This is a genomic window from Nocardia carnea (assembly GCF_029869215.1).
GTDB classification, from domain to species: Bacteria; Actinomycetota; Actinomycetes; order Mycobacteriales; family Mycobacteriaceae; genus Nocardia; species Nocardia carnea_B.
In genome coordinates this window covers 1-24353 of sequence record NZ_JARWPM010000160.1, presented here as the reverse complement: position 1 = coordinate 24353, position 24353 = coordinate 1, and the positions used below count along the sequence as shown (strand labels likewise).

Here is a 24353-nt window from a genome sequence, read left to right as displayed (position 1 = left end):
CCCCAAAACCCACGTATAACAAGCCAGCAGCACCACACTCGGCGTCACACCGATAGCCCGCGCACGCGAAACGATCCGACTCCAGACGTCCGCATCCAGCCGGACCTCCCGCCGCACGAACCGCGGCCGCCGCACCCTCGCAGGTGACACCCGCAACGGCAACTGCGGACCCGGCGGCAACTCCGGCAACCGCGACCGCCAATACGACAAAGCCGCCCGCACCTCATCATCCGACGGTGCGCAACCGAGCACGTAGTCACGGAATTCCAGCCCCGGTTCCGGTAACGCGAGGTCCGGCTCCGCGTACAACCGGGTCCACTCGGACAGCAGCACCAGCACGCTCAGGCCGTCGGCGATCAGCGTGTCGAAAGCGGCGCAGACCCGGGTGTCCGCACCCTCGCGCACGACCCGGATATCGAACAACGGCCGGCTGCCCGCATCGAGGAGGCTGCCGGACATGTCCTCACGAACCGCTGCCAGGGACCCTTCGACCACCGGTATCCGGTACGCAGGTACCTCGTCGAGGATTCGCTGTGTCCCGTCCGCCGCGATCACTGCGCGCAGCATCGGATGCCGGTCGATCACCCGATTCCAGGCGGCCGCCAGCCGGGCCGGATCAACGCCGGGCCAGACGTATTCGATGTACAACTGCGCCGGAATCCCACCGAGATCGAAATCCGCCGAGCGGCCCAGCCAGTACGCGACCTGGATATCGGTCAGCGGAAACGGTTCGTACCGGTGCGCGGGGTCGGGGACGATCTCCGGGATCTCCGTGGCGGTACCGAGGGTCAATCTCGCCGCGAATTCGGCGAGGGTGGGCGTGCTGAACAGATGCGCCAGGTCGGCGCCCGCCACCCCCTCGGCAAGCAGCCGCCGGACCAAGCGGGTGGCCAGCAGGCTGTCGCCGCCGAGAGCGAAGAAGTCGTCATCGCGCCGGATCTCCTCGATACCGAGGAGATCCGCCCAGGCCTCGGCCACGGTCCGCTCCAGGCCCTCCCGGGGCGCCTCGGATCCGGTACTTCCGCGGCGGTCCGCGGCAGCGGCGAGGCCCGTGTGCACGGCGGCACGGTCGATCTTGCCGTTGCGCGTGACGGGAAGAGCCGCGCCGCGGACGAACACGCGGGGCACCATGTACGCGGGCAGCCGCTCGCCGAGCCAGGCCCGGAGGGCGTCATCGGTGACATCGCCGAGGTCACCGACGACGACAGCGCCGAGTGATCTGGTGGGCTGTTCGAGCACGGCGGCGGCCGCGGCGGTGATCTGTGGATGTTCGGCCAGCACCGTTTCGATCTCGCCCAGTTCGATCCGGTGCCCGCGAATTTTGACCTGATGGTCGATACGGCCGAGGAATTCCAGGATGCCGTCCGGCCGGTAGCGCACCAGGTCGCCCGTCCGGTACCACCGAACTCCGTTGTGCCGGACGAACTTTTCGGCGGTGCGCTCCGGGTCGCCCCGGTAGCCGTGAGCCAACCCGAGCCCGGTGACCCACAGTTCCCCGGCCGCCCAATCCGGACAGTCCCGGCCGTGCCGGTCGACCACCCGGCAGCCGGCGTGCGGCAGCGGAACCCCGTAGGGCACACTCGACCAGCCGGGATCGACGGTGCCGACCTCGCAGACGGTGGCATGGACGGCGGCCTCGGTCATGCCGCCGAGGCCGGCGAACCGGCAGCCGGGAACCAGCCGGCGCAACCGGTCCGGCAGATCCACGGTGACCCGGTCGCCACCGAGCATGACCACCCGCAGCGCACTACCCAGCCCGGAGCCGCCGGCGGCGGTCAACAGCATGTCCAGCAGCGCCGGCACCGCACTGACGACGGTCACCTCCCACCGGCGGATCAGTTCGGCCCAGGCGGCGGCATCCCGCCGCTGCGCCTCGTCGACCACGACCACCGAGCCACCGCACGCCAGGAATCCGAACAGGTCGTAGGCGGAGAGGTCGAAGTCCAGCGCGGACAACGCGATCGTGCGATCGTCCGGGCCGATACCGAACCGGCCGTTCACCGCATCGACGGTGGCCGCGACGGCCCGGTGCGGCACCTCGACACCCTTCGGCGCACCGGTGGAACCGGAGGTGAAGATAACATACATGACGTCTTCGGGATCGACCTCGGCGATCGTGGCCACCGGAGCGACGACGCGCGCCTGCTCCGGGAAAACCGGCGCGATATCGTCCGGCCAGGAACCGGCGGCCACAGTCTCCCGGCCGGTGATGACCAGCCGGGCGCCCGCCGTGCGGTAGACCCGTTCGCGCCGCGCGCGGGGCAGGTCGATACCCGCGGGCACATAGGTCGCGCCGGCGGCGAGCACACCCAGTACCGCGACGATCTGGTCGACTCCCTTGGGCAGGGTGACGGCCACGCTGTCACCCCGCCCGATTCCCTTGTCCCGCAACAGCCGCGCCATACTCCGGGCGCGCGCGGAGAGTTCACCGTAGGAGAGCGTGGCACCACCGGCGACCAGGGCCGTCCGGTCCGGGTCCGTCGCCGCCCGGGTGAAGAACCGTTCGTGCAGCGGTAGTGCGGGCGCGCGGTCGACCGCACCGTATCGGCGTCCGGTGACCGGCCACGGCGCCGGACGATCCCAGGCGCCGTCGTCGTCCAGCAACAGTTCGACGACGCCCACGTACGCGTCGAACATGGTGTCCAGCAGGCCGGGCGGGAACAGGGAGACACGCGCATCCCAGTTGAGGAGAATGCCGCCGTCGTATTCGGTCACCTGGGCGTCCAGCCAGACCTGCGGGCCCTGGGAAATCGTCCACACCGGATCGCCCAGGCATGTCCGGACCTCGGGCGCGTACAGCTCCCCCAGGCTCAGCGCACTGGTGTATACCACCGGCGCCAGCACCCGCTCGCCGCCGGCGGCTCGGCTCAGATCGCGCAGCACCTCGACACCGGAGTACGCGGCGTATCCCAGCACCTCGCGCAGCCGATCGGCGACCGCCCGTCCCCGGTCGGTCACCGACATCGGTGTGGACAGGTCCACGTCGAGCAGGACCGAACTGGAGAAGTCGCCGACGAGGCGGTCCACCTCGGCGTGCAGGGGCTCCCGGTCGAAGGCGGGCAGATTGAGCAGGAAGCGGTCGGTACCGCTCCAGGCGCCGATGGTTTCGGCGAAAACAGTCGCGAGCACGCCGGCGGTGGTCAGTCCGGCCCGCTGGGCTCGCGTACGCAACTGTGTCGCGTGTTCCGGGGACAACCAGTACTTGCGCCGGTCGACCCGCACGCCGCTCGCCGCTTCGGTGGTCAGCAGCGGAAGTTCGGGCGCGGTGGGCAGGTTCGGCAATTGCGCCTGCCACCAGAGCCGGGCCTGTTCACGGGCGGTGGCACGGGCCCGGCCACGGTCGGCCAGGTACTGGCCGTAGTGGTATTTCAGCGCGGGCAGCGCCGCGGAACCGTGTTCGTACAGCGTGGACAGGTCGGCGAGGAGAGTGCGCAGGCTCAGCGCGTCTCCGGCGATCATGTCCAGGTCCAGGTGCACCCGGGTGCGGCCACCGGGCAGCACCGAGAGCTGCAGGTCGATGACCTCACCCGCCCCGATATCCATACTCCGGTGCGAGCCGTCCGCCCGGATCCGCGCCAGGCGCCGCGACCGCTCCGATTCGGGCAGTTCCCGGAGGTCGTGGACGAGCAGTCCGGGCCAGGAACCGCGATCGGTCACCCGCTGCAGACCCGCGGCATCGATCCGCACCCGCAGCATCGGGTGCCGCGCGATCAGGTCGCGCATCGCCCGTTCGAGCCGGTCCGGTTCGACGCCGCCCGCATGGTCGAATTCGCTGTAGAAGTGGGCGGCCACCGCACCCAGCTCTTGTCCCGATGTGCGCCCGACCCAGAAAGCGTGTTGCATCACCGCGAGCGGAAAGGGCTCCGCAAGGTCGGTGACGACCTGTTTCCCGGCGGTGTCGTGCGGGGCGACAGCGCGGATTTCACCGGCGTCCAGGAGTTTCCGCCACGCACCGAGCGTGGGATTACGCACCAGATCACGGAATTCCACCCGCCAACCGGCTTTTCGCATGAGCCCGGAGATCCGCATAACGGTCACCGAGTCGATGCCCAGGCCCAGCAGGTCGGCGTCGTCGGTCAGATCGTCCACCGGTACTCCGGTGCGGGCGCTTATTTCCCGCCGCAGCCGGTCTACGCCCCAGGCCACCTCTTTCGTCGTGCGTACGAGTGGCAAACGGAGCTCATCCTGCATCACGGTCCCAACTAGGAAACGATAACCATTTTCAATAATGCTACAATCTACGACGTGCCGACGGCTTCGGTCAAGCGACCTCTTCGGTTCGGCAGTACGAAACTCCTTGGCGGCGAACCGCTTCGGCGATGCACAGGAAGTAGGCATGGCAGCTCACCAGCGACTCATGAACATGATGTTCGGAACGATCTGCTCCCAGGTTGTGGGCACCGCGGCGCGCCTCGGGCTCGCCGATCACCTGGGCGACGGCGAACTCGGCTACCCCGAACTGGCCGAACGCACCGGCACCCATCCCGGAGCACTCGCCCGGCTACTCCGCGCCCTGGCCGCCCTGGAGATCGTCGTCGAAACCCGGCCGGGCACATTCCGGTTGGGCGAGGCCGGTATGCCGCTGCGCACCGATCGGCCGGACTCCCAGGCGGCGGCCGTCCTGCTGTTCACCGATCCCGCGCTACTGGATTCCTGGAAGCTCACCGAGGAGGCGGTCCGCACCGGGCAACCGACGTTCGCCGGGCTCTACGGCACCGATTTCTTCGGCTACCTCGCCACGAAACCCGAGCTGTCGGCACGATTCAACGCCACCATGCGGCAGGTCAGCCTGCCCATCGCGCAGTTGATACCGGTGAGCTACGACTTCACCCGCTACCCCACCGTGGTCGATATCGGCGGCGGCGACGGAACCCTGCTCGCGCAGATCCTGCGGGGTGCTCGCACCGTACGCGGCGTGGTTTTCGATTCACCGAGCGGTGTCGCCGAGGCCGCCACGACCCTGGCCGCCGCCGGGGTCGCCGATCGCTGCCGTATCGAGGCCGGCGACTTCTTCTCCGCGGTACCCGAGGGCGGGGACATCTACGTACTCAAGAACATCCTGCACGACTGGGACGATGAGCGCTGCCACGTCATCCTGGAGCGATGCCATCAGGCAATGCCCGCCGGCGGCCGGTTGCTGATCGTGGAATCGGTACTGCCCGATGTGGTGGACACCGCGGACCCAGCCCCCTACCTCACCGATATCAGCATGCTCGTCAACATGGGCGGCCAGGAACGCACCCGCACCGAGTACGAACAGTTGTGCCGCCGGGCCGGATTCACGGTGACCGGGGTACACCCGACCGTCCTGCCCACGTCGTACTCACTGCTCGAGGCAACACCGGTCTGAACGGACATCACCATGCTCGACAAGACCCGCCCGATCGTGGTCGACCTGTTGTCCGACGATTTCCACGAACGCGCCCACACCGTCTACGACGCGCTGCGCGCGCGGTCACCGGTCGTCTTCGCCGAACTGCCGGAACAACCGGGCCGGGGATTCTGGATGGTCACCGGATACGCGGCAGCCGAGGTAGCGCTGCGCGAGCACCGGCTGGCGAACAATCCACGCGCGCTGCTGTCCCCCGCCCAGCTCGCGGCCCGGGCACGAGCCCGGATCCCGGAACCACCACCCACCATGCTGCTGTCCGACCCGCCGGAACACACCCGGCTCCGGCGGGCCGCGCAACAGGCGTTCACCTCCCGATCGGTCACCGCGTTGAAGCCCGCGGTGGTCCGGCATGCCGGACGGCTGCTGGACGAAGCGGAGCAGGCGGCCCGAGACGGTGACGGCACCGTGGACCTCCTGCACACCTATGCCTATCCGCTGTCGCTGACCGTGCTCGGCGAGATTCTCGGGTTTCCCGAGGCGTGGCATCCCGGCCTGCACGATCTCGCCGTCCGCGCCGCGACCGCCTCCACCCCGCTGTCCGGCCCGGACCCGGCCCTGCGCGAACTACTCGAGGGCTACACCCGCGATCTCGTCCGCCGCAAACGAACCGATCCCGGCGACGACCTGACCAGCCGACTGGTACATCCGCAGTCCGGTAAGGACGCGCTTTCCGACGCCGAACTGACGTCCATGATCGGTCTGCTCGTCGCGGCGGGTTTCGAGACCTCGGCGAGTCTCGTCGCCAGCGCGACCCTGTCCCTGCTCACCCACCCCGCCCAGTGGGCCGCGCTCCGCGACGAACCCGGCCTCGCCGCCCCGGCCGTCGAGGAGGCCATGCGTTACTGGGGTCCGGTGGAATCCGCGACCATACGTCTCGCGCTCGAACCACTGGAGCTCGGCGGCCGGCGCATCGAACGCGGCGACCGCGTCCTCGTCTGCACCGCCGCCGCCAATCGCGACCCCGCTCACTTCACCGATCCGCACCGGTTCGATATCCACCGCGAACCCCGGCCCCACCTCGGGTTCAGCGGCGGTATCCACAACTGTATGGGCGCCGCCCTCGCCCGCACCGAAGTCGCCATCGCACTCACCACCCTCAGCGCCCGCTGGCCGCGGCTGCGCCTCGCGGTCCCACCCGCCGGGGTGCGCTGGCGCCCCGGTATGGGACTGCGCGGCCTGCGCCGGCTGCCGGTACGCCCCTGATCGCTCACCACCTCGCGCACCGCGCACCGCTTCCGGTGGCCGGGCGCCGAGTACCCGACAGCACAAGGAGTCCGACCATGTCATCCCCGACCGACGCCCGGTACGACGTCGCCATTCTGGGCGCCGGAATCGCCGGCAGTACCCTGGCCACCATTCTGGCCCGCCACCAGCTGAAGGTGCTGCTCATCGACGCGGGTGTGCATCCCCGTTTCGTCATCGGCGAATCCACCATTCCGCACGCGACCACCACCGTGCGGATCCTGGCCGAACGCTACGACATTCCCGAGTTCCACGCGCTGACCAATTTCGCGGACACCGCCGAGCGGGTGACGAAGACCTGCGGGCAGAAACAGAATTTCGGTTTCGTCTACCACGAACACGGCCGGCCGGCGGATCCGGGCAAAGCACATCAGGTCGTGCTGGCCTCCGGATACCGTCGCGCCGAAGCGCACTGGTTCCGCCAGGATATCGATTCGTACGTGTTCCACCTCGCTGTGCGGTACGGCGCGGTGGTCCGGCAGAACACCCGGATCGACGATATCGAGATCGACCCGGCCCATGGGGCCCGGCTGCGTTCCACATCCGGTGAGTCGTTCGAGGCGAAATACCTGGTGGATGCCACCGGTTTCCGTTCCGCGCTGGCCGATCGGTTCGGGCTCCGCGAACAACCCACCCGGGCCCGGACACACTCCCGGTCCCTGTTCACCCATATGATCGGCGTCCGGCCGTTCGACGATATCGCGCCGGTCCGCTACGACCCGCCGAGCCGGTGGCACAACGGAACGCTGCACCACGTCTTCGACGGCGGCTGGCTCTGGGTGATCCCGTTCGACAACAACGACAAGTCGATGAACCCGCTGTGCAGCGTGGGGCTCACCGTGACCGGCGACGCGGTCTTCGACGACCGGCCCGCGCCGGAGCGAGAGTTCGCCGATTTCCTCGAGCGGTTCCCCTCCGTCGCGAAACAATTCGAGAACGCCACGGCCGTCCGCCCCTGGGTGAGTACCGGGCGCCTGCAGTACTCCGCCTCCGGCACGGTCGGCGACCGCTTCTGCCTGACCGCACAATCCGCCGGCGCGATCGACGCGCTGTTCTCCCGCGGACTCGCGAACTCCTTCCAGACCGTGAACGCACTGGCCTGGCGGATCATCGACGCCGCGCGCGACAACGACTGGTCGACCGCGAAGTTCGCCGGCCTCGACGCACTCCAGCAGCGCATGTACGACGTGCACGACGATCTCGCCTACTCGTCGTATGTCGGATTCCGCGACTACGCCCTGTGGGACGCGATATTCCGGGTCTGGCACACCTACAGCTTCTACTCCGACGCCGCCCTGGAACACGCCCTGTCCAGGTACTTCGCCCGCCGGGACGACCAGGTGTTCCGGGCTCTGGAACCCGGTGACTCCCCGCTGGCCCAGACCGTGCGGGAGTTGTTGCGCACCGCGCGCGAGCACTGCGAAGCGGTCGAACGCGGAGAACTGACGCCCACGGCCGCCGCGAGCGCGATCATCGACCGGATCAACCGGGAACGATTCTTCCCCGATTACCTACCCCACGGGCACCCGGAACTCAAATACATCGACATCTCCCAGGACAAGGCGATGGAGTTCATGCGGTGGACCCGCACCGCGGCACCACAGTGGATCAAAGAATCGTTTGCCTGACCCCTTCGCCGATTTTCGGGGGACGGCCGGATCCCGCGTTATCGATCGCGACCCGGCCGTCCCCCGGACGGCAACTCCCGCGAACCGGATTGTGAGCACGATGAACCGGACCACCACACTGGGCGCCGACGACTACGTCCATACCGTGCATCCGCACAACAGCGACCCCCTGACCTTGGCCGCCGCCCTCGCGGCCGCCGGACACCTCACCGACTACGTCGTGTACGAACAGCCGGGCCGCTGGTATGTGGCCGGGAATCCGATCGGTGCGGTGACCGTCGGCCCCGACCGGCTGCACAGCACGCTCGGTGGTGACCGCACCGAATCCTGGAGCGGCAACCCCTGGCCCCGGATCCACGCCGCACTGGACCGGGCACCGATACACCGCTGGCGGGCCTACGGCTGGGCCTGTTTCGAGCTGTACCGCCCGGACACCGCGGCACCGGACGATATCCTCGCTCACTTCATGGTGCCCGGGGTGGAACTGGAGATCACCGGCACCGAGGTCCACATCCGGTGCCACGGCGCCCCGTTCGACCTCGAGCTACCGGATACGTCCGGGCCCGCCCCGGCGCCCCGGCCGGTACCCGTGGATACCGTCGACACCGCCTACCTGCTGCGTGTGCGGGAGGCGCTGGACCGGATCCGGCACGGCGCATTCGACAAGGTCATCATGTCCCGCCGCGTGGACCTGCCGTTCACGGTGGATATGCCCTCCACCTACGCCGCGGTCCGCCGGATGAACACTCCGGCACGTTCCTTTCTGCTGGACCTCGGCGGGTGGCAGGCCGCCGGTGTCAGCCCGGAAACCGTGCTGGAGGCCGACGGCGCCGGGCTGGCGGCCACCCAGCCGCTGGCCGGTACCCGGGCCCGGACCGGCGACCCCGACCGTGACCGGACGCTGCGGGAGGATCTGCTCTCCGATCCGAAAGAGGTCTACGAGCACGCGACCTCCGTACGCCTGGCCTACACCGAACTCGACAGTGTCGGCAGCCCGACGCGGGTCAGCGAATTCCTCACCGTGAAAGAGCGTGGCAGCGTGCAGCATCTCGCGTCACGGGTCGAGACCCTGCTTGCCGACGGCCGGATGTCGTGGGACGCCCTGGCGGCGGTGTATCCGGCCATCACGGCGTCCGGTATCCCCAAGGCACCCGCTTGCGCCGCGATCGGCGACCTCGAACCCGGCACCCGCGGCCTCTACAGCGGCGCCGTCGTGCGCGCGGACAGCACCGGCTCTCTCGACGCCGCACTCGTCCTGCGCGCCGTCTATCAACGCGAGGGGCGCAGCTGGCTGCGCGCCGGGGCCGGTGTCGTCACCGGCTCGACACCCGCGCGCGAATTCGAGGAGACCTGCGAGAAACTGGCTTGTATCGCCCCCTATCTCGTGCCTGCACGCCCCCGGAAGCCGTCGAGTGCCCTCGTCACCGATATCCGGTGACGAGGGCATCGGCGACTCCGCACACTAGGCCGAGGCCGTCACCCGCCAGTGCCGCGCCCGCGTCTGCGCCGCCCACATCGCGCCGTAGCGACCCTGCTGGGCGAGCAATTCGTCGTGGGTGCCGCGTTCGGCGACCCGGCCGTCTTCCAGCACCAGGATCTGGTCCGCGCCCACCACGGTGGAGAGGCGGTGCGCGATCACGAGGACCGTCTTCTCCGCGACCAGCGCGTCGATGGCCTCCTGGACAGCGACCTCGCTTTCGGTGTCCAGTGCGGCGGTCGGCTCGTCCAGCAGGACGATCGGCGCGTCCTTCAGGATCGCGCGGGCGATCGAAATACGCTGCCGTTCCCCGCCGGACAACGCGCCACCGATCTCGCCGACCCGGGTGTCGTAACCGTGCGGAAGCCGTTCGACGAAGGTGTGCACATTGGCGGCCCTGGCCGCGGCCTCGATTTCTTCCTGGGTGGCGCCGGGTGCCGCCATGGCGATATTCGCGCGAATCGTATCGTCGAACAGATACACGTCCTGGAAGACCACCGCGATCGTGCGGTAGATCTCCACCGAGTCGAGAGTGCGCAGGTCCAGCCCCCCGATCCGCACGCTGCCGCTGTCCGGGTCCGCGTACCGGGTGAGCAATCTGGTCACCGTCGTCTTACCCGACCCGGACGGGCCCACCAGGGCCGTGAGCGATCGGGCGGGGGCGGTGAAAGACACTCCCCGCAGGACCCGGCTGCCGTCGGCGTATCCGAAGTGCACATCGTCGAAGGTGATGTCGTAGCCGGTGATCCGGGCTTCCGGGTCGCCCACGGGCAGCGCCGGGGCATCCAGCACCTCGCCGACCCTTTCCAGCGCCGAATCGGTGATTTCGAATATCGAGGAGAGATTGGCCATCGTCGACAACGGCTCGGCGAAACGCACGGCCGCGGCGACCACGGCGATCAGCAAAGCCGCCGACATGTCCATATCGAGAACCAGCGCCGCCCCCGTAGCGGCCATCGCCACCAGACAGAGCTGGACGACACTCGATGCCAGCAGGCCCGGCCAGGTCAGCCGCTTCTGCATCGACGACATGGCGTCGTTCTGCTCTTCGAGGGTTTCGACCAGCCGCTGCGAGGAGCTGCCGATCTGCCCGGTCGCCCGCAGCACCGGCAGACCCTGCACGTATTCCACCACCCGGCTCGCCGCCGCGGCGTCGGCCGCGTCGGTGCGGCGCGCGCCCGCCCCGGTGATCTGCTGGATCCGCCGGACGAACAGCACCGCGAACGGTACCGAGACCGCGAGTACCAGTCCCAGCCGCCAGTCGACCGCCAGGATGATCACCCCGATGATCGCCGGAACGGTCACCATCTGGATGAACAGCAGCGCCATCCCGGACGAACTCATCGTGGCGTTGGCGACGTTGCTGCCCATCACCGTGGTCAGGTCCCCCGCGGCGCGGCGCTCGAGGTCGGCCTGCGGCATGGTCCGCAACTTGTCGCCCAGTCGCATCCGGGTAGCGGCGAGCACATCGGCCCACCGGCCGAACTCGAACCGCAACTGCCCGTAGTGGAATACCGCCTGGACCACCCAGCAGGCCACCAGTACGCCGAACCAGGTCCACACCACGGTGGTGTTCACCTCCGGCCTGCTCAGCTCGTACAGAATCGGAATCAACGTGGCATAGGCGGCCGCCTGCAGGATCGAGCCGAGAAACGCGCACCACAGGGTGCGGCGGAACTCGTCCCGGTAGTCGCCGGCGGCGAGCAGCATCAGCCCCACGATTCGCCTCATCGGTCGGTAGCCTCCTTGTTCCCGGCGGTGCCGAGGGCCCGCTTGTTCCGGCCGCCGCCGAGCCCCCAGCCGCGGGCGCGCTGGTGGTGCTCCCAGAGCCGCGTGTAGCGGCCACCGGCGGCGAGTAGTTCGGTATGCGTGCCGGATTCGGCGACCCGGCCGGCTTCCAGCACCACGATCTGGTCCGCGTCGACGATCGTGGACAGGCGATGAGCGACCACGAGTACCGTGCGGCCGCGGGTGAGCTCGGCGAGGGCGGCCTGGATCGCCGCTTCGTTCTCGGGATCGGCGAACGAGGTCGCTTCGTCGAGTATCACGATGGGCGCGTCCGCCAGCAGTGCCCGGGCGATGGTGATGCGCTGGCGCTGCCCGCCGGACAGTCGCGTCCCGCGCTCGCCCACGGGTGTGTCATAGCCCTCGGGTAGCTCCGAGACGATGAACTCGTGTGCCTGGGCGGCCCGTGCCGCGGCCTCGACCTCCGCGTCGGTGGCCGACGGGCGGGCGAGCCGAATATTTTCCCGCACGGTGCCGGAGAGCAGAAACGGATCCTGGAACACCATCGCCAGCCGCCGGAGCAGCTCCGCGGAGCCGATACGCCGGACGTCCACCCCACCGACGAGCACCTCCCCGGAGTCCACATCCCAGAAACGTGGGATGAGTCGTGCGACCGTCGATTTGCCCGAGCCGGACGGCCCGACCAGCGCGCATACCGTGCCGCTCGGAATCGTCAGGTTCACACCGTCCAGTGCGGCGCGCTCCGCGCCACCGTAACCGAACCGCACGTCCCGGAACACGATCGACCCGTCGGCGGGAGACTGCGGATGCTCCGGCTCCGGCAACGGCTCGATATCGAGCACTTCGACGATCCGCGCGGCACCGGCCTTGGAATCGTTGATCAGATTCGACAGATTCATCAACGGCACCACCGATTCCACCGGCAGCGTGCCGATCAGGATCGCGGCAACCAGCTGCGCCGGCGATATCGACCCGCCGGCCGTCAGCCAGATGCCCACCGCGGTGACGATCACGATGGTCGGCAACGGCGCCACCGTCAGATTGGCGAAGATCATCGCGCTGCGATTGTTGTTCTGCCAGACGGTGGTCGCGACATTGAACTGCCGGACCCGGTCGACGAAACGGCGGAACGACACCGTGCCGTCGTCGAAGGTCCGCACCACCGGCATCCCCTGCACGAACTCCACCGTCGCCGCGTTGATCGCTTCGTTGGCCTCGTCGTAGCGACGGCGGGTCTCGACGTAATCCCGCAACGTCAACTGCATCCCGACGAACACCACCGGCAGGAACACCGCCACCGCCAGCAGTAGCCGCCAATCCACGAAACCCAGCGCCACCAGCGCCGCGATCGGCTGCGCCACCGTGAATCCGGCCAGTGGTACGGCATCGGCCACCGCCATATGCAAGCCGCGCACATCGTCCTGCACGACCTTCTTCACCGCCCCCGACCCCAGCCGCTGCGCCTCCCCGAGCGGAACCCGGCCCAGATGCGCGGCGAGATCGCCGCGCAACCGCTGCTCGAGATCGAACGACGCCAGATGCGAGAGGAGGAACGACCATGCGCGCAGGGCGAACCGAACGAGGAACCCGGCCGCGGCCAGCACCAGGAACGCCACCACCGTGCCGGTTTCGGTCCCGGCTTCGAACAGCTCCCCCAGCGCCAGCGCCAATCCCACGAAACCCGCCACCCCGGCCGCGCCGCCGAGCGCGCCGAGCGCCATGGCGGCACCGAGCCGGCCACGGACCGGTGCGGTCACCCGGAACAACGCATTGCCCGGCGTCACCGCGGCTTCGCCCGCGTCTCTCCGAGGTTCTTGCCCCACCTCTGCTACCTGGAGCAACGTCCCGGTATCACCCATTGCCACGGCTCCTGTCCGTAATCCACGAGAACCGCCGTCCCCTCGGCAGCACATCTCCCCGGCGTCGCGATCGAAGCCCCGCTTCATCGGCAGCACGGTAAAGGGAAACGATTATCGTTGTCGAATAAGAGGCACCCTAACACACCACGTCGCCCGGCACAGCAGGCTCGAGCCATCACCGGTCGCAGCCCACACACAGAAGGGCGCCGCCAACTCGCCCGTCTCACAGGCGCTCTCACCGCACGGTCGTTCAGGTGTTTCCGGCCGGGCCCCCGCCTCGAGGTAGGTACACCTCGTCGACGGACGGCCGGCGCGCGGCAGCACGGCGAGCTCGATATGGGCCGGCCCGGCCGAGGCCCCCAACCGGATACCGGTCCTGTCCCGGATCTCGGCCGCCATCGGTGTTCGGAAACGGATGAGCAGGATGTTGTCGACGACGACGGCGTTCCGCCCGCCGGGTTCGGTGGCGCGGTACCCGGCTCTGTCGGCGCATTCGACGATCCGTCCGGAGCCGGCCGGCGCGAGTTCGGCGTAGATCTCTTCCGGAGCCGGGAAATGGGCCTCGGGGTCCTCGTCCAGGACCCCGGTGCGAGCGAACCGTTGTCGACGAAGAGCCGACAGCTTCACGGCCGCGGCCGCGGTGCGCAGCACTTTCGCCTGGGGGGGGGGAATGCGAAGGGGGTGTGGAAGTATCGGTCCGAGGTCAGGCCGGGCCCACGGCCGGGGAAACTGCATTCGAGGTCGCGGCGTTCGGTGGTGACAAGGCGTCGGAGCCGGCGTCGCGGGCGGCGTGGTGCACCGGCTCCACCGCGGTGGCCGAGATACCGACCGCGGTGACTCGCCGGCCACAGCGTATCCCCACCGGGGCCGCAGGCGAGGCGAGCGCAGGGCTGGGGTCGAGTGCCGGGACGGTATCGACGAGTAATGGGTGGGCAGGCGCCAACCGTCGAAGGCCATGTCACCCATGCCAAGGTGCCGCGATTCGCGGAATCAGCCGGGCAGTCGCCCTTCGCACTCGTCGAACGGCGCTCCGGAGTTGAAGCATTCGGCCAACCCACTCTGCACGTCGCCCGAGGTCGGCGGCTCACCACACAGAATCCCGCACCGCTGAGCCCCGGGAACCTCCGACCCATCGGGATAGCGGCAACCGTCCGCGTCACAGCTGTAGCCGCGGGTATTGGGGTCGAGCGGCATCGGCTGCCGCGAATACGACCAGACGAACGCGTCGGTCTCCGCGACCTGGCTGCAATAGACGGTCCGTCCATCCTCCAGGTACGCGACCGCGCCCTGCTCCGCGCAATAGTCGTTCAACACCACCACCGGCCCGGGCGGAGCCGCGGGCTCCGCACCGGCCGGCGCCACCACCGGCGACCCGGCCGCCGCGAATACCGCGGCGACCCCCACGATCGCACCGGCTGTCCGGGAAATCCTCCGAGAGCGTTCCGCTGTTGCATACATCGCTCTGCCCCATCCTGTCGAGTCCGATCCCCCACCCCGAGTCGACGCGCCAACCCTAACGGCTACCCCACCCCCTGACAACGCCCCCGCCCAGCAAAACAGCTCTGACCAGCCGATTAGCTCTCCCGAACCTCTCTGAGGTACTCTCATCGGGCACCCTGACAGGGTGCAACGGGCTGTGGCGCAGTTTGGTAGCGCACTTGACTGGGGGTCAAGTGGTCGCAGGTTCAAATCCTGTCAGCCCGACCATGGAAAAACCCCTTCCCACCTGCATGGGAAGGGGTTTTCTGTCATTCGACCAATCGAAGTTTCGGGACCAATTTGGGACTGATCGACGCTGCGCCACGGGCCTCGTGGCTTGATCAGCTCGGTTTTGCAGAGGCCGTTGATTCCCTCTTGTGACTGATCAGTCGCCCGCGCGATGGATGGCACTCGATAAGCCGTGCGTCCAGCCGGGTGCTGCCAACGGCAAAGGCATCGGCGCGACAAATCTCGGCCGAAAAGTACCGCGATATGCGCCGCGACGGCCGGGCTCCTACGGTTCGGGTGCGCACCGATGGCCAGATGGCGACGTGGTCAGGCCGGTAGCCCTGGTCGATCGTCTACGCCCGTTACGCGACCGTTCCGCCGTCGACGGGAAGGGCGACGCCGGTGATGAATGATGCGTCTTCGGATAGCAGGAACAGGGCCGCGTTCGCAACCTCCTCCGGCTGTCCCAGCCGGCGCAGCGGTATCGCCTCGGCGGCCTGGCGGCTCAACTCCTCGGCATCCGCTCCTCGCGCCCGGTCGTCGTCGGGCCGAGCGACGAACACGCGCAACATCGGGGTGTCCATCATTCCGGTACACACCGCGTTGAAACGCAGGCCCTCGGGACCGTACTTCTTGGCGAGCGCCCGCATCAAGCCGACCACGCCGAATTTCGCCATCGAGTACACCGGGCTCCACGGCGAACCGGTCAACCCGGACGAAGACGAGGTGAATAGGACGTTCCCGTCAGTGGCCTTCTTCAGGTGCGGGATTGCGCGCGAGGTCGTCACCATGACCGTGCGCAGGTTGAGATCGATCGTCTTGTCGAACGCCGCCAGATCGAGGTCTTCCACCGCGGCGGGTCCCGGATATCCGACGTGGTTCCACAGGAAATCGAGTTTGCCGAATTTCTCCACGGTCTTGTCCACGATATCGCGGGCGAAATCCTCGTCGCCGAGGTCACCGGCGAGCGCCAGCCCCTGACCTCCCGCGGCCTCCACCAGCGCGAGCGTTTCCCGGGTTTCCTCTTCCTCGAGTGATACCACGGCCACGGTGGCGCCGGCACGGGCGAACCGGATCGCGCCGGCCCGTCCCATTCCGCTGCCCGCGGCGGTCACAATTCCCACTTTCCCGGTCAATACGGACATGTCTGTTCCTCTGCTCTTCCGAAATCCGGCAGGGTCGGCGTCGAACGCCGACTGCTGCCATTTCCATCGCCCTGCCGGCTATTTCCCGCATTGCGCGCGGACATGGGGGGTCGTCAATGCGAAATTCCCAGCCCCGGCACGGCGGGGTCGTGCTCCAGCACCGTTTTCCGGCGCAAGTACGCATCGACCCCTTCCAGGCCGCTTTCGAAACCATGACCCGAGGCTTTGATCCCGCCGAACGGCATCTCGGCCCGCGATACGACGGTCGTGTTGATACCGACCATCCCCGCTTCCAGATCCCGGGCCATGCGATGGGCTTTGGCCAGTGAATCGGTGAAGACGAACGATGCCAGGCCATAGGTGGTCGCGTTCGCGCGGGCGATCGCATCGTCGAGATCGTGATACCGGACGATGGGCATGACCGGGCCGAAGATTTCTTGCGCGAAGACGGTGCCGGAATCGTCGACCTCGGTCAGCACGGTCGGCTCGACGAAGTATCCGGCGCCGTCCGGGATCCCACCGCCGCAGACAACCTCCGCGCCCCGGTCGAGCGCATCCGCCAAAGCCTTCCCTACGTGGTCGACGCGGCGCGCGTTGGCCAGCGGCCCCATCGTGGTGCCCGCCGCCGTCCCGGCGCCGAGCTCGATCTCGCGAACGAACCGTTCCACCGCGTCGACGAACCGGTCGTGCACCGCGGCATGCACGAAAAACCGGCTGGGACTGTTGCAGACCTGGCCTGCATTACGGAATTTCGAGGTCGCGAGGCGCAGCGCGACCTCGTCGATGTCGATATCCGGCTCGACGATCACCGGAGCGTTGCCGCCGAGTTCCATGGTGGTCCGGATGTCGTGCGTGGCCGCCAACCGCGACAGTATCCGTCCCACACCGACCGATCCGGTCAGCGAAACCTTCCGGATGACGCCGGCCGACAGCATATGCTCCGAGATCTCGGCGGGGACGCCGAGGACCAGGTTGACGACCCCGGGAGGGGCGCCCGCGTCCGCGAACGCGGAGATCACCGCCAAGGCGCCCGCAGGAGTTTCCTCGGCCGCTTTGACGATGACAGGGCAGCCGGCCGCCAGGGCCGCCGCGACCTTGCGCGCGACGGTGAGGACCGGGAAGTTCCACGGCGTGAACGCTGCCACCGGGCCGACCGGTTCGGTGGTGACCATCAGGCGGCTGTCGCTGCCGGACGGCACGATTCGCCCGTAGGTACGCCGGCCCTCCTCCGCGCACCAGTCGATGATCTCGGCACTGGCGTGTACTTCGGCACGGGCCTCGTGCAGCGGTTTGCCCTGCTCGCTCGATACGGCGAACGCGATGATATCCGCCCGCTCACGCAGGAGTTGCGCGGCGCCGCGGATAATGTCGGACCGGCGCAGCGGCGGGGTATCCCGCCAACTACGCGCGGTACGCGAAACGGCGGCCAGTGCCCGGTCGAGTTGCCCGGGCCCGACATGCGGATAGGTCGCCACGACCTCCTCCGTCGCTGGATCCAGGACCTTCTCGGAGGTGCCTGCGTCGCCGTCCTCCCACCTCCCGTCGATGAACTGTTTCACAGCCGGATAGGCGTCCCGAGTCGGCATGGAGTTTCCTCGCTTTTCGATCATGTAACGGCCGAAGTCCCTCATACTTCCGGCATGACTTCCGCGGCGATCCAGCACAAATAGTCCAGATATTCCTGCTCCGGCCGCACGCCGCGCGGCGGTTCGGCGACCGTGCGGGTGATACCGATCTTCCGATAGCGGCCTCGAGCGTGAAATCGGTCGGGTTGGGTTGCCGCGGCCGCGAACGCCATCGTCGACAACGCATCCTGCCAGTACGACCCGAGCCTGGGCACCTCGAACAGCGGCATCGCGAGATGCTCGGAGACCGATACGGCATGGAAGCCCGATTCGTCCAGGGTGCGGAGAATCCGCCGGAAACCGTCCGCGTCGAGCGCATGTGACCACGGGTAGAACCCCGGGATGTGATTGGTGCCCGGCAGGATGACATCGAACTTCATGGCGCACAGGTCCTTTCGGGCCGGATCGCCGACCGGGACGGTGGAATGGGCCCATTTCGGGGGTTGTGTTTCGCCGACCCACGAAGCATCGGTAGCGGTATCGAGGGCGTCTTCAGTACACGACAGATCTCCGGCCAGGTCCCATGACCGTTCCGCTGACCGGGAGGGCCGTCGGCCGGTACCCGGCGCCGCGGGCAGGCTGGCGAAAACATGCAGAGGAAGGACGGCACAAATGCACGGAGAAACCACATGGTGAGCCGGAACGAGCCGCGCGTCGCAGTTGTCACCGGAGCATCACGCGGCGCGGGCAAGGGAATAGCTCTCGCCCTGGCCGAGGCCGGTATGACCGTCTACATCACCGGCCGCACGCAGACGGAGGGTAGCAGCGCCGACGGGTTACCCGGCACGGTACACCGGACGGCCGACGATATCGCCGCCCGCGGCGGCACCGCCATCCCCGTGATCTGCGACCACAGGGACGACGACCAGGTGCGCGCGCTCTTCGAGCGGATCGACCGCGAATACGGCCGTCTCGATGTTCTGGTGAACAACGCGACCGCGCTCTCTGCCGCACCCGAATCTCCCGGCCAGCCCTTCTGGCAGCGGTCGCTGGCCGAGGAATTGAAGCCGCTCGACGTCGGCCTCCGATCACATTTCGTCGCCGCCTACTACGCGGCACCGCTGCTGATCCGCGCCGGTGGACTGGTGGTGCACACCTCATCCCCCGGAGCACGCACCTACCTTCCGGGAGTGCACGGCCCGGTCTACGGGGCCGGGAAAGCCGGGTCGGACAAGCTCGCGCATGATATGGCGCACGAATTCCGGCCGCACGGTGTCGCGGTCGTCTCGATCTGGATGGGTGTCCTGAACACCGAGCAACTCCACCGCGGCGGACTCGACCCCGATCGGTTGGTGGGAACCGTATTTCCCGGTGTCGAATCCCCCGCGGTGACCGGACGGGTCATCGCCGCGCTCGCCGCCGACCCGGCAGTGCTGGCGCGCACCGGACATACCTACTGGGGATCGGAGCTCGCGAGCGAGTACGGCATCACCGATATCGACGGTTCGGCACCGCCCTCCTATCGCGAATGGCTCGGTGCGCCGTCGGAGTTCCCGGTGGTGGCGCCCACCTACGCGGACTTCCTCGCAGACCGGGAGTCGCAGACCCGCCCCGGCGGGGCAGTCCCCGGCGACCACGACCGCATCGAGGCCATCAAGCGTCTGAAGAATCGATATTGGCGTGCCTGCGACGCCAAGGACCCAGCGGGTATACGCGCGTGCTTCATCGCGGCCGGTGCGGATATCGATTTCGGTCCGCTCGGCCGTTTCGACGCCGACGGGCTGACCCAGGTATTCCGGGATATCGCCCTGAGCACACACGACGGCAGGCACCGGATCCTCGATATGCACCACGGCATGATGCCGGACATCACGCTGCTCAGCGCTACCGAAGCCGTCGGGTCCTGGACCCTGCGCTTCACCCAGCTCGATCTGCGTGCCCGGACGCAGACGCTCGCGGCGATCGAATACGACGACCGTTACGTGCTCGAGGACGGCGAGTGGCGGATGAGCAAATGCCATTCCCGGACTCTCTGGTCGTTGACCCAGCCACTGTCCGCGGACGCCGTGATCGCCGATAACCTCGGCTGACCGCATAACCGGCCCGGATCGGGTGCTGCGGGATCGAGCGGAATCGGCCCGACCGCCTCCCGGCATCCGATCCGCCGCGGACCGTGCTCAGCGGAGGCTATGTCTGCCTACGCTTACCGGAGGGCGGTCTGCGATGACCTCGGCGATGCGTTCATCTCCCGGCGGGCCCCTCCGGTGGCCCTCAGCACCGACGACAGCTGCCGACGTGGCCGCTTCACCTTCCCAGGTACAACCGTTCGCAAGGTATCCGCGGCACTCCCGAAGCCGGAGCCGGCGATAATTCGATTGCCCCGCACCACCGCTGCCGCTTCCAATCAGCGATCAGATTGCCCACTGCCGCGGCCGCGATCACGTATTCGAAAGCGCGCCCGGACAACCAGATTCGCACGCGCACATCGGCGCTGGTCCCGGAAGTCGCCGGGCCGCGGGTATACCGGAGACCCGCACTGTTCTCTTCGTTGTGCCTGGTCATGCCCATCCATCCTGCTGCACTCACCGGATACCCGGGTTGCGCACCGAATGCGTCTCGGGTTTCCGGTCCGACGCGTCGCGGGCTCTGCGCAACGCCGACCACGTCGTCGCCGTTGCCCATCCATGCGCGGATCCTGTCTCGGCTCATAGGCCGTCACGACGACCATGAGCCGGGTCACAAGATGGCATATCCGCGGCGTCGCCCCGGGTTGCTTCCCACTCAGCGGCACAGGAAAACAGGGCTTCCACTCAGCGGTGGTTACCCTTGCGGCGCCTGCCACCAGGATCGATTCTGGGACGATGCCACCGAACCGCCGCTTCGACCTCCACCCGCAGCTACCGGGCTCGAACCGATGGTGAGCATCCGGGAGACCGGAACATCGCCCGATCGGCTTTCCGGCCCTGCCCGTACCCCCACAACCCGGTCCGGGACCGGGATCGTCGTGGTACTCGGCGCCTGCGGGTATCTGATGGCGCTCCAGCAGACCATGGTCCTGCCCCTGCTGCCGGCCCTGCCGTCGCTGGTGAACACCTCCGCGAGCAATGCCTCCTGGCTGGTGACCGCCACCCTGGTCACAGGAGCGGTCGTCACACCACTGATCGGCCGGCTCGCCGATATGTTCGGCAAGAAGCTGCTGATCGTCCTGACGCTGTTGCTCGTGGTGTCCGCATCGGTGCTGGGTGCGCTCAGTGACGCGTTGCTCCCCCTGGTGCTCGCCCGGGCCGCCCAAGGATGTGGCTTGGCACTGATTCCTGTCGCGATGGCCACTATGCGCGATGTGCTGCCGCCGCACCGGGTCCCCGGCGGGGTATCCACCATGAGCGCATCGATGGCCATCGGCGCCGCCGCGGGCCTGCCGCTGTCCGGCCTGATCGTCACATTCCTGGATTGGCACTGGATCTTCTGGGCGGTGGCCGCGGCCGGGTCGGTGCTGACGCTCATCGTCGTGAAGGTTGTTCCCCCGTCCCCGCCGCGCGCACGAGAAAAGTTCGACCTGCCCGGCGCCGTCGTGCTCGCCGGCGCGCTCACCGCGCTGCTGCTACCACTGTCCAAGGGCGGGCAGTGGGGCTGGACCAGTCCGGAGACGTTGATTCTCGCCGGAACGAGCGTGCTTCTCTTCGCGGCATGGATACCCCTGCAGCTCCGCTCCGACGCCCCGCTGGTGAACCTGCGGGTGGCAGCGCGGCCACCCCTGTTGCTGGTGAACCTGTGCGCGCTGCTCATCGGCTTCGCACTGTTCAGCAATATTTTGATCACCACACAGCTGTTGCAGCAACCGGCGGCGACGGGGTTCGGCGCGGGATTGAGCGTGCTGGAAGCCGGATTCTGGCTCATGCCCATCGCGCTCGTCGGCATAGCCACGGCGCCGGTCGCCGCGCGCGCCATCGCACGATTCGGCCCGCAACCGGTGCTTCTGGTCGCGGCGATCGAACTGTCGGCCGCGTTCGCGCTCCGTGTTCCCTTCAGCCGGGAACCGTGGCAGATGCTGGCGGGTGCCGTTGTGGTCGGCATCGGCCTGTCCCTGACGATCGCCGCCGTACCCACTGCCATCATGACAATTGTCCCGGTAACCCAATCGGCTTCGGCCACCAGTATCAGCGCACTGCTCCAGTCGGTGGGCACCTCGACCGCCAGCGCGACCATGGCCGCGGCCGCGGGCACCTGGACCGTCACCGTCGGCTCCCAGCACTATCCCGGGGCGCCGGCCTTCACCATGATGTTCTGGATCGCGGCCGCTACCACCGGAGCCGCCGCCGGACTCGCCGGCCTGCTCATCGCCGGCCGGCGGTCCGGGCGGGGGGTCACCAATCCTGCCAGGGAATGATCGTTCGCAGCGGGCCGTCGAACAGCGTCTCCCCCACCACCGGCCGTGGCGAGCCGGTATCGGCAAGCGCTTGTTCCGATGCCGCCACCGAGCGAGTCACCTCGGCCGGGTCGGCGTCGAGGTACAGCATCCGGATACGGAGCGCGCCCGGCGCGTATTCGCGATTCCCGGCGCCGAGCGGCAGGGTGGGGTGTTTCTGGAGCGAATGCAGCGAGAAGGTCCACGCACCCGCCACTCCGGGGCAGTCGAGCAGCGCGGGGATACCGACACGATCGTCCCAGCGGAACTGCTCATGGACGTCGGCCGCATGCGGTTCCGGGTAATGGGTGACGGTGAGATGCAACCCGCGGTTGGGCCGGAAGGGCAGTGCCTCCGCCGACACCCCGATTCGCGGGGCCGCGTATCCCTTGACGGGTGTGAAGAATCCGAGCAGCGGCCGCATGACGCCCGGTAGCTGCGGGCCCCGGCCCCATTGGAACGAGTCCTCACCCAGTTTGGTCCACGCCGCGACACTCTCCTCGTAGGGCGGGCGGAACCAATACATCGCCACATAGTCGATACCGGCGAGGTCCTGCGACGACGACCGATCGAGCGCGGTGTATTCGGCCGGCCGCGCCCACCGATCGCCCCAGGCGACCCCCGGCAGCAGCAGATTCTCCGGACGATGGTCGAGCTGATGCCATTCGTTGTATTCGCGATGCACGGTGGGGTCGGTGAGATCGATGAAGGAGAAGAACGCGCGTTCCGAGAACATACAGCCTGCCGATCCGATTCGATGAACAGTTTCCGGATGGTTTCCGGCGCCCGGCGCCGGCGGTATCGCTTGGCCGGGCGCCGGCCGTACAGACGGCACACCATCGGGCGATACCTCACCGAGGTCGATCATGGCGTGTGCCAGGGTGGTGCGTCTGTCCGCTTTTCCGCTGAATGGACAGCGGATATCCCCGGGCCGGACTTCCTCGTCGCACTACGCCGGGCGCACCACGGACATGTGTCCGCGCAGGACCGATGGGCTCAGAAGGCCATGCCCGAGGCCCTCATCACGCCGAGCAGGATTCGGTACTGTCGGGATTTCCCGAAGACGGCACTCCGGCCGCCGCGACGCCCGTGGCCGCCGAAAGTCAGGCCGCCCCGACGAGATCGAGCGGCGCCTCCACCGGATACGCGCTGGGAGCCATGGCGTACTCGCGCGTCAGCAACGCGACGAACTCGCTGTCGTGCAGAGGGTCGGACGGTTCCACGAACTGCACGCCGCGCCGGCGCAGATCCGCGCACAGCAGCTCCAGTGCCGTGTCGAGAGTGAGATCGTCGGTGTGCTCGAAATACCGTGTGGCGTCGACCAGATCGTCGAACACGTAGGCGCCGTAATGGAAGAGGAATCGCATTTCGCTGTCGTGGTATCGGGCGATCTCCTGCGTCCCGTTACGTACAACCCATTCGTCCGCTCCTTCGCCGGCGACGGTGGATTCCAGTCCGAGCCCCGGAATGGCGCGTTTGTGCCGGGGACCGCTCGCCTCCCCGCGGTGGAACATCTTCTCGTTGTGGGTGAGGATGCCACTGTTGTGGAACGGCGCCGGGAATCGGGCGGGCGGCCGGTCCGGCCCTTCGGGCCAATAGGTGAATCCGCCGTCGACCTCGGAATCATAGAATAACGCGATCACCTGACCCGAGCGGAGCTCCCAGTGCTCGAACAGCCCTGATTTCGCCATGACGCTGAGCAGCCAGATGGGGGTGTTGAATTTGTCCATGCCGCGCCAGCTCGGGCTGTCGAAATGGCCCGCGTCGTAACTGTGCGCCGGTGCGCGAACATTGAAGAGGTAGCTGTTCGGTACCGCATATCGGGCCCCGTGCATCGACTTGATCATATCGAGGAGCTTGCGGCTGTAGCAGATCTCGTGCGCGGATTCCTCGAGCGGAAGTCCGTAGTTACCGAAGTATCCCCGGAAGGTCGGTGTGAGCAGATCCGAGAGCTCCAATTTTCGGCCGGGATCATGATTCTTGGGCCCGGAAACCGCAAGATATTCCTCGGCGGTTTTGAAATGCTGGGCAGCGATCAGCCGCCACGGCCCGCGATGCCTGACGATATCGAACAATATTTCGATCTCTTCGGGAGTATAGATATTGTCGACGTAACGTGGCGGCACGACAGGGGTCATGGGGTGGCGTGATTTCACGGTATCTTCCTTTCCGATTTCGGAGTATTTC

At 67.8% G+C, this 24353-nt stretch carries 15 protein-coding genes and 1 tRNA gene; 7 read left to right on the top strand and 9 right to left on the bottom strand.

The window, feature by feature from the left end; all coding sequences use genetic code 11:
• A partial coding sequence (locus tag QH276_RS10630; protein ID WP_280402915.1) for a non-ribosomal peptide synthetase occupies window positions 1-4173 on the bottom strand: 4173 nt, incomplete at its 3' end.
• Between the two features lie 163 nt (window positions 4174-4336).
• On the opposite strand from QH276_RS10630, the gene QH276_RS10625 reads away from it, so the two are divergent.
• From QH276_RS10625 to QH276_RS10610, 4 genes are all read left to right on the top strand, one after another.
• Window positions 4337-5350: a methyltransferase gene (locus tag QH276_RS10625; RefSeq protein ID WP_280402916.1), complete on the top strand. Its 1014-nt coding sequence runs from the start codon at window positions 4337-4339 to the stop codon at window positions 5348-5350.
• A 12-nt stretch (window positions 5351-5362) separates the two neighbouring features.
• A complete protein-coding gene (locus tag QH276_RS10620; protein WP_280402917.1) occupies window positions 5363-6595 on the top strand; it encodes a cytochrome P450 family protein in 1233 nt (410 codons plus the stop codon).
• Window positions 6596-6672: 77 nt separating this feature from the next.
• A complete protein-coding gene (locus QH276_RS10615; RefSeq protein WP_280402918.1) occupies window positions 6673-8262 on the top strand; it encodes an NAD(P)/FAD-dependent oxidoreductase in 1590 nt (529 codons plus the stop codon).
• 100 nt (window positions 8263-8362) lie between these two features.
• Window positions 8363-9700, top strand: coding sequence for a salicylate synthase (locus QH276_RS10610; RefSeq protein WP_280402919.1), 1338 nt, complete (start codon window positions 8363-8365; stop codon window positions 9698-9700).
• Window positions 9701-9724: 24 nt separating this feature from the next.
• Here the strand turns inward: QH276_RS10610 and QH276_RS10605 are convergent, their stop codons facing one another.
• From QH276_RS10605 to QH276_RS10595, 3 genes are all read right to left on the bottom strand, one after another.
• Window positions 9725-11470: an ABC transporter ATP-binding protein gene (locus QH276_RS10605; RefSeq protein ID WP_280402920.1), complete on the bottom strand. Its 1746-nt coding sequence runs from the start codon at window positions 11468-11470 to the stop codon at window positions 9725-9727.
• Window positions 11467-13344: an ABC transporter ATP-binding protein gene (locus QH276_RS10600; RefSeq protein ID WP_280402921.1), complete on the bottom strand. Its 1878-nt coding sequence runs from the start codon at window positions 13342-13344 to the stop codon at window positions 11467-11469. The genes QH276_RS10605 and QH276_RS10600 overlap by 4 nt, the downstream gene beginning before the upstream one ends.
• Window positions 13345-14334: 990 nt before the next feature.
• Window positions 14335-14802 (bottom strand): hypothetical protein, encoded by a 468-nt coding sequence (locus QH276_RS10595; protein ID WP_280406713.1) that lies wholly within the window; start codon window positions 14800-14802, stop codon window positions 14335-14337.
• Window positions 14803-14974: 172 nt separating this feature from the next.
• Between QH276_RS10595 and QH276_RS10590 the strand changes: the two genes are divergently transcribed.
• A tRNA-Pro gene (locus QH276_RS10590) sits at window positions 14975-15051 on the top strand.
• 362 nt (window positions 15052-15413) lie between these two features.
• Here the strand turns inward: QH276_RS10590 and QH276_RS10585 are convergent.
• From QH276_RS10585 to QH276_RS10575, 3 genes are all read right to left on the bottom strand, one after another.
• Window positions 15414-16196, bottom strand: a complete 783-nt coding sequence (locus QH276_RS10585; RefSeq protein WP_280402924.1) for an SDR family NAD(P)-dependent oxidoreductase — start codon at window positions 16194-16196, stop codon at window positions 15414-15416.
• Window positions 16197-16309: 113 nt separating this feature from the next.
• Window positions 16310-17782 carry an NAD-dependent succinate-semialdehyde dehydrogenase gene (locus QH276_RS10580; RefSeq protein WP_280402925.1) on the bottom strand — a complete coding sequence of 491 codons (1473 nt, stop codon included), beginning with the start codon at window positions 17780-17782 and terminating at the stop codon, window positions 16310-16312.
• A gap of 41 nt (window positions 17783-17823) precedes the next feature.
• Window positions 17824-18201 (bottom strand): hypothetical protein, encoded by a 378-nt coding sequence (locus QH276_RS10575; RefSeq protein ID WP_280402926.1) that lies wholly within the window; start codon window positions 18199-18201, stop codon window positions 17824-17826.
• A 249-nt stretch (window positions 18202-18450) separates the two neighbouring features.
• Between QH276_RS10575 and QH276_RS35355 the strand changes: the two genes are divergently transcribed.
• Window positions 18451-19851, top strand: a complete 1401-nt coding sequence (locus QH276_RS35355) for an SDR family NAD(P)-dependent oxidoreductase (protein WP_348536684.1) — start codon at window positions 18451-18453, stop codon at window positions 19849-19851.
• An 824-nt stretch (window positions 19852-20675) separates the two neighbouring features.
• Complete coding sequence (locus tag QH276_RS10560; RefSeq protein WP_280402927.1) at window positions 20676-22148, top strand: MFS transporter; 1473 nt, start codon at window positions 20676-20678, stop codon at window positions 22146-22148.
• On the opposite strand, the gene QH276_RS10555 is transcribed toward QH276_RS10560, so the two are convergent.
• Together QH276_RS10555 and QH276_RS10550 are read right to left on the bottom strand one after the other, a co-directional pair.
• A complete protein-coding gene (locus tag QH276_RS10555; RefSeq protein ID WP_280402928.1) occupies window positions 22126-22902 on the bottom strand; it encodes a hypothetical protein in 777 nt (258 codons plus the stop codon). The genes QH276_RS10560 and QH276_RS10555 overlap by 23 nt on opposite strands.
• A gap of 367 nt (window positions 22903-23269) precedes the next feature.
• Window positions 23270-24304, bottom strand: a complete 1035-nt coding sequence (locus QH276_RS10550; protein WP_280402941.1) for a hypothetical protein — start codon at window positions 24302-24304, stop codon at window positions 23270-23272.
• Between the last annotated feature and the right edge of the window lie 49 nt (window positions 24305-24353).

Coding starts and splice junctions, on each gene's coding strand:
- QH276_RS10625 (WP_280402916.1), top strand. CDS start 4,337: ATGGCAGCTCACCAGCGACTCATGAACATGATGTTCGGAACGATCTGC.
- QH276_RS10620 (WP_280402917.1), top strand. CDS start 5,363: ATGCTCGACAAGACCCGCCCGATCGTGGTCGACCTGTTGTCCGACGAT.
- QH276_RS10615 (WP_280402918.1), top strand. CDS start 6,673: ATGTCATCCCCGACCGACGCCCGGTACGACGTCGCCATTCTGGGCGCC.
- QH276_RS10610 (WP_280402919.1), top strand. CDS start 8,363: ATGAACCGGACCACCACACTGGGCGCCGACGACTACGTCCATACCGTG.
- QH276_RS10605 (WP_280402920.1), bottom strand. CDS start 11,470: ATGAGGCGAATCGTGGGGCTGATGCTGCTCGCCGCCGGCGACTACCGG.
- QH276_RS10600 (WP_280402921.1), bottom strand. CDS start 13,344: ATGGGTGATACCGGGACGTTGCTCCAGGTAGCAGAGGTGGGGCAAGAA.
- QH276_RS10595 (WP_280406713.1), bottom strand. CDS start 14,802: ATGTATGCAACAGCGGAACGCTCTCGGAGGATTTCCCGGACAGCCGGT.
- QH276_RS10585 (WP_280402924.1), bottom strand. CDS start 16,196: ATGTCCGTATTGACCGGGAAAGTGGGAATTGTGACCGCCGCGGGCAGC.
- QH276_RS10580 (WP_280402925.1), bottom strand. CDS start 17,782: ATGCCGACTCGGGACGCCTATCCGGCTGTGAAACAGTTCATCGACGGG.
- QH276_RS10575 (WP_280402926.1), bottom strand. CDS start 18,201: ATGAAGTTCGATGTCATCCTGCCGGGCACCAATCACATCCCGGGGTTC.
- QH276_RS35355 (WP_348536684.1), top strand. CDS start 18,451: ATGGTGAGCCGGAACGAGCCGCGCGTCGCAGTTGTCACCGGAGCATCA.
- QH276_RS10560 (WP_280402927.1), top strand. CDS start 20,676: ATGGTGAGCATCCGGGAGACCGGAACATCGCCCGATCGGCTTTCCGGC.
- QH276_RS10555 (WP_280402928.1), bottom strand. CDS start 22,902: ATGTTCTCGGAACGCGCGTTCTTCTCCTTCATCGATCTCACCGACCCC.
- QH276_RS10550 (WP_280402941.1), bottom strand. CDS start 24,304: ATGACCCCTGTCGTGCCGCCACGTTACGTCGACAATATCTATACTCCC.